At 39.0% G+C, this 12,810-nt stretch carries 17 protein-coding genes, 1 tRNA gene and 1 pseudogene; 14 read left to right on the top strand and 5 right to left on the bottom strand.

Annotated elements, in window-relative coordinates:
- Nucleotides 1-67: 67 nt before the first annotated feature.
- Nucleotides 68-676 carry a TetR/AcrR family transcriptional regulator gene (locus BLQ87_RS16180; protein WP_074608654.1) on the bottom strand — a complete coding sequence of 203 codons (609 nt, stop codon included), beginning with the start codon at nt 674-676 and terminating at the stop codon, nt 68-70.
- Between the two features lie 158 nt (nt 677-834).
- Here BLQ87_RS16180 and murB point away from each other — a divergent pair, with 158 nt between their 5' ends.
- The 4 genes from murB (at nt 835) to BLQ87_RS16200 (ending at nt 3,575) form a co-directional block, all read left to right on the top strand.
- Complete coding sequence (gene murB / locus BLQ87_RS16185) at nt 835-1,851, top strand: UDP-N-acetylmuramate dehydrogenase (RefSeq protein WP_074608657.1); 1,017 nt, start codon at nt 835-837, stop codon at nt 1,849-1,851.
- A gap of 165 nt (nt 1,852-2,016) precedes the next feature.
- Nucleotides 2,017-2,547, top strand: coding sequence for an RNA polymerase sigma factor (locus BLQ87_RS16190; protein ID WP_074608659.1), 531 nt, complete (start codon nt 2,017-2,019; stop codon nt 2,545-2,547).
- 120 nt (nt 2,548-2,667) lie between these two features.
- Nucleotides 2,668-3,339 carry a lycopene cyclase domain-containing protein gene (locus BLQ87_RS16195; protein ID WP_074608661.1) on the top strand — a complete coding sequence of 224 codons (672 nt, stop codon included), beginning with the start codon at nt 2,668-2,670 and terminating at the stop codon, nt 3,337-3,339.
- On the top strand, nt 3,339-3,575 hold the full coding sequence (locus tag BLQ87_RS16200; RefSeq protein ID WP_074608664.1) for a cytochrome b5 domain-containing protein: 237 nt from the start codon (nt 3,339-3,341) through the stop codon (nt 3,573-3,575). The genes BLQ87_RS16195 and BLQ87_RS16200 overlap by 1 nt, the downstream gene beginning before the upstream one ends.
- 43 nt (nt 3,576-3,618) lie before the next feature.
- Here BLQ87_RS16200 and BLQ87_RS16205 read toward each other — a convergent pair whose 3' ends face one another.
- Nucleotides 3,619-4,539: a PfkB family carbohydrate kinase gene (locus BLQ87_RS16205; RefSeq protein ID WP_074608667.1), complete on the bottom strand. Its 921-nt coding sequence runs from the start codon at nt 4,537-4,539 to the stop codon at nt 3,619-3,621.
- Between the two features lie 144 nt (nt 4,540-4,683).
- On the opposite strand from BLQ87_RS16205, the gene BLQ87_RS16210 reads away from it, so the two are divergent.
- From BLQ87_RS16210 to BLQ87_RS16220, 4 genes and pseudogenes are all read left to right on the top strand, one after another.
- A tRNA-Asn gene (locus tag BLQ87_RS16210) sits at nt 4,684-4,757 on the top strand.
- A 143-nt stretch (nt 4,758-4,900) separates the two neighbouring features.
- Nucleotides 4,901-5,253: pseudogene (locus BLQ87_RS16215) on the top strand (ISAon1 family transposase N-terminal region protein).
- Nucleotides 5,246-5,659 carry a hypothetical protein gene (locus BLQ87_RS34065; RefSeq protein ID WP_245723867.1) on the top strand — a complete coding sequence of 138 codons (414 nt, stop codon included), beginning with the start codon at nt 5,246-5,248 and terminating at the stop codon, nt 5,657-5,659. The pseudogene BLQ87_RS16215 and the gene BLQ87_RS34065 overlap by 8 nt, the downstream one beginning before the upstream one ends.
- Nucleotides 5,598-6,230 (top strand): ISAon1 family transposase, encoded by a 633-nt coding sequence (locus BLQ87_RS16220; protein WP_245723868.1) that lies wholly within the window; start codon nt 5,598-5,600, stop codon nt 6,228-6,230. Before BLQ87_RS34065 ends, BLQ87_RS16220 begins: the two co-directional genes overlap by 62 nt.
- Nucleotides 6,231-6,278: 48 nt before the next feature.
- Here BLQ87_RS16220 and BLQ87_RS16225 read toward each other — a convergent pair whose 3' ends face one another.
- On the bottom strand, nt 6,279-7,340 hold the full coding sequence (locus BLQ87_RS16225; RefSeq protein WP_074608669.1) for an IPT/TIG domain-containing protein: 1,062 nt from the start codon (nt 7,338-7,340) through the stop codon (nt 6,279-6,281).
- A 560-nt stretch (nt 7,341-7,900) separates the two neighbouring features.
- Between BLQ87_RS16225 and BLQ87_RS34070 the strand changes: the two genes are divergently transcribed.
- Together BLQ87_RS34070 and BLQ87_RS16235 are read left to right on the top strand one after the other, a co-directional pair.
- Nucleotides 7,901-8,230 carry a 3'-5' exonuclease family protein gene (locus BLQ87_RS34070; RefSeq protein WP_245723869.1) on the top strand — a complete coding sequence of 110 codons (330 nt, stop codon included), beginning with the start codon at nt 7,901-7,903 and terminating at the stop codon, nt 8,228-8,230.
- 3 nt (nt 8,231-8,233) lie between these two features.
- On the top strand, nt 8,234-8,674 hold the full coding sequence (locus tag BLQ87_RS16235) for a DUF1801 domain-containing protein (RefSeq protein WP_074608672.1): 441 nt from the start codon (nt 8,234-8,236) through the stop codon (nt 8,672-8,674).
- A 40-nt stretch (nt 8,675-8,714) separates the two neighbouring features.
- Here the strand turns inward: BLQ87_RS16235 and BLQ87_RS33790 are convergent, their stop codons facing one another.
- Complete coding sequence (locus BLQ87_RS33790; RefSeq protein ID WP_172664892.1) at nt 8,715-8,891, bottom strand: hypothetical protein; 177 nt, start codon at nt 8,889-8,891, stop codon at nt 8,715-8,717.
- A 41-nt stretch (nt 8,892-8,932) separates the two neighbouring features.
- On the opposite strand from BLQ87_RS33790, the gene BLQ87_RS16240 reads away from it, so the two are divergent.
- Entirely contained in the window at nt 8,933-9,820 is an 888-nt protein-coding gene (locus BLQ87_RS16240) for a DUF3078 domain-containing protein (RefSeq protein WP_074608674.1), read from the top strand.
- 2 nt (nt 9,821-9,822) lie between these two features.
- Entirely contained in the window at nt 9,823-10,152 is a 330-nt protein-coding gene (locus BLQ87_RS16245; protein ID WP_074608676.1) for a DMT family transporter, read from the top strand.
- 15 nt (nt 10,153-10,167) lie between these two features.
- Here the strand turns inward: BLQ87_RS16245 and BLQ87_RS16250 are convergent, their stop codons facing one another.
- Nucleotides 10,168-11,064 (bottom strand): LysR family transcriptional regulator, encoded by an 897-nt coding sequence (locus tag BLQ87_RS16250; RefSeq protein WP_074608679.1) that lies wholly within the window; start codon nt 11,062-11,064, stop codon nt 10,168-10,170.
- A 104-nt stretch (nt 11,065-11,168) separates the two neighbouring features.
- Here BLQ87_RS16250 and BLQ87_RS16255 point away from each other — a divergent pair, with 104 nt between their 5' ends.
- Nucleotides 11,169-11,783, top strand: coding sequence for an NAD(P)H-dependent oxidoreductase (locus BLQ87_RS16255; RefSeq protein WP_074608681.1), 615 nt, complete (start codon nt 11,169-11,171; stop codon nt 11,781-11,783).
- A gap of 17 nt (nt 11,784-11,800) precedes the next feature.
- Nucleotides 11,801-12,790 (top strand): aldo/keto reductase, encoded by a 990-nt coding sequence (locus BLQ87_RS16260; protein ID WP_074608683.1) that lies wholly within the window; start codon nt 11,801-11,803, stop codon nt 12,788-12,790.
- Nucleotides 12,791-12,810: the final 20 nt, after the last annotated feature.

The following is a 12,810-nucleotide window of genomic DNA, read 5'->3' on the forward strand; positions in this document are numbered from 1 at the left end:
GCCATATTCCGGCAACAGAAACTTAAATATGAAAATCATATAAAAGTTACATAAAAATGACGAAATTTTATTGTTTTATTTTCAGTCCGTTTAGGAAGATATCGGCAAACATCTTTTCTTTTAGAAAAATCTGTTTGAACTGTTCTTTTCCGGGAAACATGCTCTTGTCTTTAGACAGGATGTTGAAATGAATGCCAGATAAGGCATCTATGAATATTTCTGTCGCCAGTTTGGTGTCTGAGATCGCAAATTCTTTATTGGTTACGCCCCGGCTAAACAAGGAGCCAATAATGATGAACTCAAAAGTCCGTGCTTTATGGAATTTCTCTGCCAGGTTGTCGGGAAGTTCATTGCCTATAATCTGGCTGGACTCGAGGATGTTATAGTACTTTTGAATAAACGCCTGTCTTTTTTGTAGCAGTTTAAGTACACCTTCCGTTGCAGTCTTTGTTTTATCCACAGATTTAACCAGATCTCTGCTGATGATTTGCATCAGGTGTTCAATGGCACTTACATACAGGCTCAGTTTATCAGGAAAATAATAATAAAGCAATGCTTTTGAAAAAGAGATATCCTTTGCGATTTCTGTCATGGTCGTTTTCGACAGACCATAATGGGCAAAACGCTTTAAAGCAGCCTCAATAATTAAAATTCTCTTTTTATCCTGATTTTCCATACAAATTCCAATATTCCCCTTCCTATAGCAACTCTTGCTTATGATTTGAGCAATTGAGACGAAAAATAGACAATTTTTTTAAATATTTATTTAAACATGTTTATTACACTCCTTAACAATTACATTTGTACCCTATAGCAAATCAGTTCATTTTATCTATGACCATCTTCCAGGAAAATATCTCATTAAAACCTTATAACACCTTTAGTATACCTGTCAGCAGCCATTACTTTGCAGAAGTATTTAGCCCCTCTGCATTGGAAGAACTGCTGGAGTCTGATTTGATTAAGGAGCAGCCGCTGTTAATTTTAGGTGGTGGAAGCAATCTTTTATTTACGAAAGACTTTGATGGTTTGGTGATAAAAATGAGTATCCCTGGAATTTCTGAGGAGATTCATGATGATGACGTTCTTGTTACCGCAGGAGCAGGTGTGGTTTGGAATGATTTTGTAAACTATTGTGTACAAAAGGGGTTCGCAGGAGTAGAAAACCTGAGCCTGATTCCTGGAACGGTGGGGGCTTCCCCGATCCAGAACATCGGCGCATACGGTGTGGAGCTTAAAGATGTTTTTGAATCCTGCTCAGCATATGAAATTGCGACAGGAAAACGAAGGTCTTTTAATCATCAGGACTGTCGGTTCGGTTACCGCGACAGCATTTTTAAAAATGAACTGAAGGGCCAATACATCATCACAGAAGTGACTTTCAGGTTAAGTAGAGTGGCCAGTATCAATACGCAGTATGGCGCCATTCAGGAAGAATTGGTTAAAAGAGGGATTGCACATCCAACAATCGCCGACGTTTCTGCTGTGGTTTCCCATATCCGGGTAAGCAAGCTGCCTGATCCTTCTACAATTGGCAATGCCGGAAGCTTTTTTAAGAATCCGGTAATTGAGCAGGAAGTCTTCCGGAAAATCTTTGAGAAATTCCCAGAGCTGGTGCATTATCCTGCTGGAAATGGTAAAATTAAACTTGCAGCTGGCTGGTTAATAGAGCAATGCGGGTTTAAGGGTAAGGTGGTTGGACAAACGGGAACCTGGAAAAATCAGGCCCTGGTACTTGTCAACCATGGACAGGCAAGCGGACAGGAAGTGTATAGTTTTTCAGAAAATATAATCGATACTGTAGCAGCCAGATTTGGCGTCAGACTGGAAAGAGAAGTAAATATTCTGTGACATAGGGCTCTTGGTCATTGTCAACCCTAAAAAACAATTTGTTAACATTCGAATTGATTTTTTGGTACATATGTTGTATAGCATTTAGTGTGTAAGATTAAACAAACGTTGAGCGCCACTCCTAAAAACGTTGTTTGCTTTTTTAACCTTAAAACTTAAAACACTATGACAAAAAATGAATTCAACCTCCAGTTAAATGACCATTCGGTTTCTTTGCAGTCATTCGCTTTAAATTTTACGAAAGACATTGAAGATGCAAACGACCTGGTTCAAGATACCATGCTAAAAGCGGTAACTTATTACAGTAAGTTTAAAGAAGGTACAAATCTTAAAGGATGGTTATTTACCATCATGAAAAACACCTTCATAAATAACTACAGACGGTTGGTAAAAACCAATGCGTTAATCACCAAATCAGACGATATTTCTTCTGCCAATCTGCACTATAGTGCTGCAAAAAATACGAGCGACAGTAAGTTTATTATAGGCGATATCAATAAAGCACTTTCTACACTTCAGCCTGAATATTATATTCCTTTCATCAAATATTTTGAAGGATATAAATACCATGAAATTGCCGAAATGTTAGAGATTCCAATTGGTACAGTAAAGACAAGAATACACGTTGCCCGCCAGATTCTTAAAAAATATTTGAAAACCTATTCCAAAGAGATTTTAGGTGCAGAGGTTGTTTAGCCCTCTGGAAAGTATTTAAAAGCGCTTTAACCCAGATGTTAAAGCGCTTTTTTTATGCCATAAAAAAATCATTGGTAAACGCCGTCAAAATCATATTTTTGGGCTTAACTAATGAAATAAATGAATTTTACTTATCTGTTGCTGGCACTTGGCATTTTGCTGATCCCGATGGTTCTGCTATTTGTAAAAAAAACAAGTTTTAACCAGACCATAAAGTTTGCCATTCCTGCGGTGCTGATTACGGGGCTTGCCTTTTCCATATTTGCAACAGTACTGGTGGTTGCTGGTGTCTGGAGTTTTCATCCTGCTTACCTGACAGGGGTATCGCTATGGAAAATCCCGGTCGAAGAGTTCCTGTTTTCTGTGGCCATTAGCCTTGCGGGCATTGGTGTCTATGTCTCATTAAACGCTTTCTTCCCCAATAATGCTTTAGATAAATTTAGTCTTTCTTTTAGCAATCTGCTGATGGGGATTTGTGTCGCCATGCTGATTTTTACCTATACAAAATGGTATAGTGCAATTTCATTCGGCGCACTGTTTGTCCTGATTTTTTACATCGAGTACCTCAATAAGCTTCGCTTTATGTATAAATTTTACCGTGGATTTCTCGCTGCGTTGCTCTTCTTTTATATTGCTTATGGGATGATTTCGACGCTGCCTGTAATCTCTTATACGGAGGTAATCAATTTAAAGCTTGGCGCCATTCCTTTTGAGAGTCATTTTTACTTTATGGGAATGCTGCTGATGAGTATTTATTTATTTGAGCTGTTTAAAAGCAAGGCTAAAGCATAATGGACCTGCCGATTTATACCAAACAACAGCTGGCGCTCCGGAATGGTCAGGATAAACCACAGATCTGGGTTGCCTATCGGGGGATAATTTATGATGTTACAGAAAGCCGCTTATGGCGGAATGGCAAACATTATGAACACTGGGCAGGACAGGACCTTACTGAGGAGCTGCCGGATGCACCACATACGGAAAGTGTTTTTGAGAAGTTTATAGCGATAGGAAAGCTATTTAGTTAGACAAGGAAATGCTTTTGCAAACAATCCTTGTCTAATTTGTAATTTATGCTTCGATGGTAAAAGCACTTAGTTTTACGAATTCCTGAATGCGGTTTGCTACTTCTTCGTCAGTCAGGTTAAGAATTTTTTCTGTTCCAAATTTCTCTACGCAGAAAGAAGCCAGGGCAGAGCCATAGATGATGGCATTCTTCATATTGTTGAAATTGACCGTTCCTACTTTCGCCAGGTAACCGATAAAACCACCTGCAAAGGTATCACCTGCTCCTGTTGGATCAAATACTTCTGCCAATGGTAAAGCTGGTGCAGAGAATATTTTGTCTTCGTGGAATAACAAAGCACCATGCTCTCCTTTTTTAATGATCAGGTATTTAGGTCCCATAGTCAGGATCTTTTTAGCCGCCTTAACCAAAGAGTATTCTCCCGAAAGCTGACGGGCTTCTTCGTCATTAATGGTCAGTACATCTACCAGTTTAAGGGTTTCCAAAAGATCATCCATCATGATGTCCATCCAGAAATTCATGGTATCTAAAACGATCAGCTTTGGTCTGTTTTTTAAACGCTCAATTACAGTACGCTGAACGATAGGAGTAAGGTTTCCTAACATCAGGTATTCACAGTCCTGATAATTTTCCGGGATAATGGGGTCGAAATCTGCTAAAACATTTAATTCAGTCACTAAAGTATCCCTGCTGTTCATGTCATTGTGGTACTTTCCTGACCAGAAAAATGATTTTTCTCCTTCTTTTATCTGTAATCCTTCGGTATCAATTCCGTGTTCATTGAATGTGTCGATGTCTGCTTTATGAAAATCATCACCAACAACAGCAACGATTTTTACTTTGTTATAAAAGTAGGATGCAGCTAAACTGGCATAAGTAGCGGCTCCTCCGACTATCTTATCCGTTTTTCCGAAGGGAGTTTCAATAGCATCAAATGCCACAGTCCCTATGATTATCAAGCTCATAGATATCTTTTTAAAATTATTTTCAAATATTTCGCTACAAATATTGCATAAATAAATTAAAACCCCTAATATTGCATTCCCAAAACGAACGAAACTTAATGTTGTTTAAGACTTCAAAAAGCCGTTTTTTTGGATAGCCAGTACTCCCGAGTAGCTCAGCTGGTTAGAGCATCTGACTGTTAATCAGAGGGTCACTGGTTCGAGCCCAGTCTCGGGAGCCCAATTAAAAGCCTTTCAGTGAAAACTGAGAGGCTTTTTTGTGTGCGCCCGGCACGGGCGTAAACTCGGATCAAGCGGAATTCTTTGGGGAAGGAAATAAATTCTTTCTTTTGCATTCGTAAACCAAACGAGAATTTTCATTTTGAGTCAAGCCGAGCAAACCCTGATCAGTTTATTATTAACGGAAGGTATCCTGGATTATTTTGAATTAACGCAGGTAGAAAAAGAAGGTAAGATGTTGAATATCTACCTTGAAGAGAAAAATATAGCCCCCGACGGGTACGTAAGTAAAGACCTTGAGTCCAAAGGATTCTTTCCAGAGGTAAGCATTCAGGATTTCCCAATTCGCGGTCAGAAAGTAGCTTATGCATTAAACGGCGTCGTTGGACGGTTAAAAACAGTGGAGAGATTATCAGCAGGGATTGGGATTTAGTAAGAAAAGGGGCACGAATGACAACGGAATTCGGTCTTTTTTTAAAAGGAATATTTGGATAACCATCCAATCAGCTGCTATCATTTAGGGCAATATTTTCAGATAGACGGCAAACAGCTTCAGGAACAATATAAAGAGCATATCAGCGATTACAATGGCTGGGAGCAGAAAGATTATGCAGCTGAGTGGATGTTATTTACAAAGAATGTCAGTCCATATTTGAGAATAGACGAAACTGTTTTATCCAATGGAGAGCTCTATACCATCGTTACTAATAAAGGAGCGAAAGGGCGTAAAGGCGCTATTGTAGCGATGATCAAAGGGACGGTAGCCGAAGATATCATAAGTGTACTGAAGAAAATCCCGGAAAGACTTCGCAAAAAAAGTACAGGAAGTCACGTTGGATATGGCTGCAAACATGCAGTTGGCAATCAGGAGATGTTTTACCAATGCAGACAGGGTTATTGACCGTTTTCATATCCAAAAGCTTGCTTATGATGCTGTACAGGAATGCAGGATCAAATATCGATGGGAAGCTCTGGATGCAGAAAACGAGGCGATTAAACAGGCAAAGAGAAACAAAACCATCTTCCGTAGGGAAGTACTTTCCAATGGAGATACATTAAAACAATTGCTAGCCAGAAGCAGATATTTACTCTTCAAGCACCACAGCAAATGGACCCAGGTTCAGAAAAACCGAGCTGAACTACTTTTTGAGCGATATCCTGAATTAAAAAAGGCTTATAAACTATCCCTTAGGTTAGGAGAAATATTTAAGGTGTGTAAGAGCAAGGAGCAGGCTTTTAAAAGACTGGCATTGTGGTATAATGATGTGGAAGATGCCGCAATAGAAGCATTCAGGACCGTATCCAGATCCATACACGCTCATTATCTATCTATTCTGAATTTCTTCACTAACAGATCAACCAATGCTTCTGCTGAATCTTTCAATGCAAAAGTGAAAGCTTTCAGGGCCACTTCCAGGGGCGTGAGAGATGTCAAATTCTTTCTGTTCAGACTTTCTAAAATCTATGCTTAAGTTTGCTTCTTCCCAAGAATTCCGCTTGATCCAGAAAAATCTACATAACTATTGCTTGTTTTCGTAAGTATAGGTAATCACATTAGAAAGACCGCCTGCATATTGATACCTAACACTTGGTGCTATTTGTATACTTGGAAAGATTGTTGCAATTGTATAGTTTTTTATACTGGGATCTGTAAAAGTTGCCGAACTTGCTAGGAATAAGGCAGGCCTTGGTGCTCCTGGGATTAATAAGGCCGAAGGGTCAAAAAGTATAGGATGCTGGATGTAGGTTGCTTTGGAAATGCCACCTGATACGAAATTTGTGATTTTCACAACTTGCGGAACATCTTCGATTATAGCGTATTCATAGTTTTCCGAAGACACTTGATTTCCATTGGAATCCTTGGTTACTTTACTAATCAGTTGTTTGCCAACTGTTAAGTAGGTATGTGTAGAAAGATTCGTGATACTGGAATTATCCGTATTAAAATTGTAAACCTTATCTGATGTTAAATTATCATCGGTATAAAAGTACTCTGTAATTGTTTGTAAATTTGAATTTAATGGTGTGTAAACTTCCTTGTTTAAAAATCCCCTCCCGTTATAAGAATAGTTAGTCTGGCCAACAGAAAATGTTAAACCATTAATAGGGTTAATAAATTTTGTGTTCTTTATAGTTGCCTGATTGTTCGTGTTGTAAATGAATTCAAATAAATCGCTTTTACCTTCTAGACAGGATTTCAGACGAAGCGTTTTATACGGATTTTCGACGATATGATATTTGTAAACTGTAGTTGCATTCATTGATCCTGTGGTAACACTTATGTTATCGAAAGCCCAATTTGCAGGGGTATTTACTAGCAGGGAAGTTGTCGTTGCTTGTTTAATAGTTAAAGCTATATTGCCGATTTTAACAATGTTATTGCTTGCAACGGGATCAAAACCAGAACCATTGATTATAAACTCCGATCCTGTAGTAGTTTGGGCCGGAATTAATCCCGAAATTTTGACCGAATCCTGAGGAATAGGCTGTTCTGTCTCATTGCTTCTGTTTTTTTTGCAACCGTTTAAGCTAATTAGCGCTATTACCAGCGCAATTAGCTGAATTATATATTTTTTTTTCATCGTTTTGTTGATTGGTTAAAAAAATAGTTGAATTGTTATCCTGATTAGAGTTGTTGTTGTGCGTTAAATTATTGTTTGTCAGTTGATTGAACTAATTTAAGTAAAATGCAGTAGATATCAGAATGAAAGTGTTATGGAAGTTTCAAGGAGCTTATTGCCGATCATCTATTCAATCACGGGTTATTTTATCCGGTCAACAAAAAATATAAATGCTCTTGTTGTTTACAGGAACTTATTGATGTTTTAATCGACCAGGTTGATTTCGGTATATCTGATGCTTTATACGCATAGAGAAAATGGTATGATTCATATACTTGATATAAGTATAAAAAGTTAATGTCCTCAGAAAATTATCTAAATAAGAACTGTACTGAGCTGGAAGATTTTATCATTTCAATAGAAATAAACTATCTGGATCCGCACAAACTCTGCAAGCTAAATGACATCGTGCCGGAGATATCGCCTACGTGGCATGCTCTGGTAATCGAGCTGCTTATTGAGTTTGATGCAGCGGGCTGAGACCGGAGAAAGTATCTTCAATTAAAGAAAAATTCGCAGAGTTGGGGTTCTATACAGATGACCAGTATAATGAAAGCTTTAATAAGTTCACTGATAGATCAAAAATGGTTTGCCAAACCTGTGGAGAAAAAAGAATGCAAACGTGCAATACAAGTTGGCACTATATCGCATGTAGAAAACACGATCTCGAAAATAGGGGTTATGTTCATATCAATGTAAAGACGTTATTTGCATTAAAAAAGAAGCTGAGCCATGAAAAGGGAATTTCAGCTGCATTAAGCCTGCTCAAGATTCCTCTTGAAGGAACCCACCACCGTGGCGTTGATGATGCAAATAACATCGCCAAAATACTGAACTGGATTTTAAATTAGAATATGGAAAAACCTAAGCCTGTACATCCCGATTTCTTTAGCTTATTGATCTTGAAGGACCAAAATATAATTGAACTCTTTTGCGATTTAAGGGCTTTCCTGCTCGAGATACACCCGGAAAGTAATGAATTGTTGTATCATACTCATGCCCTGACAACCGCCTTTTCCATCTCTGAGAAACTGGGTGATGCATATTGTATGATCCCCATATACACCAATCATTTAAATTTAGGTTTCACTAAAGGGACACTTTTGGACGACCCGCAGCATTTACTGGTTGGTACAGGAAATCTCATCCGGCATATTCCCGTAAAAACGCCGTCAGACTATAGAAATGATGAGGTGATACAACTGATCAAAGCATCAGTAGAGTTTGCAGTCAAAAACATGGAAAAGCCTACGAAATCCGTTGGAAAGACCATTTCTAAAATTAAGAAAGCTTAGTGCTTATGAAGGGGTTGGAAATCTATAGCTAAATAGCGATTTACCGGCCGTTGGTATCTGGTTTTAAGAAACCGGAAAGGAAATCCCTATTTCCATACGTCGAAGAGATGATGTGATGGACTTTCTGGATTCCTTTCAGACGGTCTGAAGCGCTTCTGATGAACATAGAAAGATTGGGCCGTCTTTTCCTGTTGAAATAATAAATTTGTAATTTCACGACATTACCTATCTATTCTATACTTCATCAATCATTTATCTATGAAAAAGACAGCGCTACTTTTGATCATCTCCTGTTTTAGCCTGATCGGCTATGCCCAGGACCCCGCGGCTTTGGACACCACAAAAAAATGGACCATCCATGGAGAAAATACCTTTTTAATTAACCAGAGTTCCTTTTCGAACTGGTCTGCAGGCGGCGTAAATGCTTTTGCCGGGAACCTGCTTTTTAATTACGATTTCAATTATAAGAAAGATAAATGGAGCTGGGACAATAAAGCGATTGTCGGTTTCGGATTGAGCAAACAGGAAGATGTGGGTGTTCGCAAGAATGATGATAAAATCATTCTGAACAGTTTAGTCGGATATAAAGCGGCTAAATACTGGATGTACACCTTCTATGCTAATTTCCAGACGCAGTTTGCGAATGGTTATTCTTACAACGCGAATGGAACAAAAACATTAATTTCGAAAGCTTTTGCACCTGCATACCTTACTTTCGGACCTGGTTTTGCTTACAAACGTTCTGATAATTTCAGGATTAATATCTCTCCTGCAGCTTCCAGGATTGTGATTGTTGCTAACGATTCGCTTTCCAAACAAGGCGCTTTTGGAGTTAAGCAGGGAAAAACAACTGATTTCCAGTTTGGAGCCTCATTAGATGCCTATTATAAAGTAAACCTGATGGAAAATATCAGCTTTGAAAATATTCTGAAACTATATGCCAACTACCTTGACAAACCACAAAATGTGGTTACTGATTATACAGGCAACCTGTTTATGAAGGTAAATAAGTTTGTTACTGTAAATGCCGGTGTACAATTGATCTATGATGATAAAACTGAAATCCTTAGAAAAGATGGTATACGTAAAGGCCCGGCTTTGCAGGTGAAACAGATTTTTGGAGCCGGACTGACTTATAAATTCTAAATATGAAATTTATCTATTTATTTGTAGCGATTACTGCCGAAGTAATCGCTACAAGTGCTTTAAAGGCATCGGAACAGTTTTCTAAACTGATTCCTTCCCTTATTGTAATTGCGGGTTATATGATCGCCTTTTATTTTCTCAGCCTCACTTTGAGAACCATGCAGGTCGGTATCGCCTATGCATTGTGGTCGGGTGTCGGTATTGTACTGGTTTCTGCTGCCGGATATTTTTTATATCAGCAAAAGCTGGATTTGCCGGCAGTTCTGGGAATTTCACTGATCATCCTTGGGGTGATCGTGATCAATGTGTTTTCTAAATCGGCATCACATTAGGCGCCGAAAAAGCGCCTAAACCATTTCTTTGATGAAGATTTCTTCAATCATTTTGATCTCAGCTGCGTAGCTGGTTTTTTTGCGGGTTGAAAAATAGAGGGTGTTCTCAATTACATCATTTCCTTCCCAGATCACTTTAATGTTGCCGCTCTCGATCTCTTTTCTGCATAAAAAATCAGGAATGATGGCTACTCCGTTTTGCTCACTGATACAACGCACAATAGAGCTCAGGTTGGGTACAATGTAGTTTGGTTTAAAATCCGGGCGCTTATTGAAGTTGAGGTGCCAGAATCGCCTTAAATGTTCCATGTCTGCGGTGGTACCATACCAGGTCTGTTTTTTAAGCCAGGCATGGATCTCTTCCATTTTCTTTTCTTTAAGGAGTTCATCAAAACCGGCAGTTGGTGTTGCCGATCCGCCTACCAATACGATTTTCTCTTTGGAGAAAGGAAGGTAATTGATGTTATTGGAATCCCCTTTCTGAGGGGTAATAATTAAATCAAGAATGCCATTGTCCAGGTCACTCAGCATTTCGGGATATTCTCCAAATTTGATGATGACATTGAAAGGAAGTGTCGGCAGGTAGGATTCTAACGTAAATTGAAAAGTCTCAAAACACATTCCGATACTGATGGTAGGGGTGTCTTTTTCTGTGCTCTTATGAAAATGGTGTTCCGCAGCTTCCAGTTTGGTGACCGCATCCAGTACATAATTGTAAAGTACTTTGCCGCGCTCTGTGGAGACCATTCTTCTGGAAGTCCGGTCAAATAGTTTATAACCTACATAAGCTTCCAGAGAATTTAAATGCAGACTGACCCCGGGTTGAGAAATGTACAATACTTCAGCTGCTCCGGTTAGGGTTCCGGTTTCGTAAATCGCTTTAAATGTTCTGAACCATTCTAGATTAACCATGATCTTGTGTATTATAATTATGATACAAAGGTATGATTTAAGTTATTTTAATTATACATCTTCTTGCCATAATTTTGTGGTCACAATACAAAAATAAAAGAGAAATGAAAATATTCATCATAAACGGCGGACAGGTTTTTGGTCATTCAGGTGGTCGTTTTAATGCAACAATCACTGCGGAAACCATTGCTTTCTTTGAAAGCCAGCCAGAGTTTGAAGTCAGAACAACGAGTATAAATGACGATTATAATCCAACAGAAGAAGTAGAAAAATATATCTGGGCAGATGTCGTGATTTATCATACACCGATCTGGTGGTTCCAGGTGCCACATGGCCTTAAAAAATATATTGATGTCGTATTTACTGCAGGGCATAATAAAGGCATCTATAAAAGCGACGGACGTTCTGCAAAGAATCCTGCAATCAATTATGGTACAGGAGGAATGCTCCATGGGAAAAAGTATTTGTTAACTACCTCATGGAATGCGCCTAAAGAAGCATTTACCCTACCCGGTGAGTTTTTTAACGAAAAAAGCGTAGACGAAGGGCCTTTATTCGGATTTCATCGCATGAACGCATTTACGGGGATGAAACCTTTACCAGGCATCCATTTCCATGATGTGGAAAAGAATGCGGATATCGAAACTGATCTGAAACGTTACAGATACCATTTGGAAGAGACCTTTGTGGGGCAATTACAAGAAGAAAATAGCTTATAAATACTGAAAATAAAGAAATGGAATATAGAAAATTAGGTAAATCAGACCTGGAGTTGTCTGCGATCACTTACGGTGCATTTGCGATCGGTGGTACCATGTGGGGAGGAAATGAGAAACAAAATTCAATAGCTGCGATTCATGCGGCTTTAGATCATGGAGTAAGTACCATTGATACCGCACCTTTTTATGGCTTTGGTTTGAGTGAGGAACTGATTGGTGAAGCGATCAAGGGGAAAGACAGAAGTAAAATTCAGATCCTGAATAAATTTGGGCTGGTATGGGACCAGAGCAATCAAGGGAAAGGAGAACATTTCTTTGATGCGGAAGAGAATGGAAAGACCTTGCCAATTTACAAGTATGCTGCAAAAGCCAATGTGATCAAGGAAGTCGAGGAAAGTTTAAAGCGCCTGGGTACGGATTACGTTGATTTATTGCAATTGCACTGGCCGGATGCCAGCACGCCGATTGATGAAACTATGGAAGCTTTGGAATCGCTGATTCAACAAGGTAAGATCAGGGCAGCAGGGGTGAGCAATTATGACCTTGATCAAATGAAAACTGCAAATGAAACCATCGCCCTTTCTTCCAATCAGCTTGCTTATAGCATGCTCAACAGGGAGATTGCTGATGATATCATTCCATATGCAATAGAGAATGATATCTCTATCATTGCTTACAGTCCATTGGAAAGAGGATTGCTGACGGGAAAGTATTTTAAAGATGCGACATTAAAAGCAAACGATCATCGAAATGGCTACTTCGGTCAGTTTGATGCGGAAAAAGTGAAAAGCTTTTTAGCGGCCATTCAGCCTGTCGCCGATGCGAAAAATGCATCCTTATCTCAGTTGGTTTTGCGCTGGACAACCCTTCAGCCGGGAATCACTATTGTACTGGCAGGAGCGAGAGATGCAAGCCAGGCCATCGATAATGCCAAGGCAATGGACATCACTTTTAAAAGAGATGAAATCGATTATATCAATGAACAGTTGAATAAGATCAGCTTCTAAGCATACCAACGTACATAAGG

Source organism: Pedobacter steynii (assembly GCF_900103665.1).
Taxonomy (GTDB): Bacteria; Bacteroidota; Bacteroidia; order Sphingobacteriales; family Sphingobacteriaceae; genus Pedobacter; species Pedobacter steynii.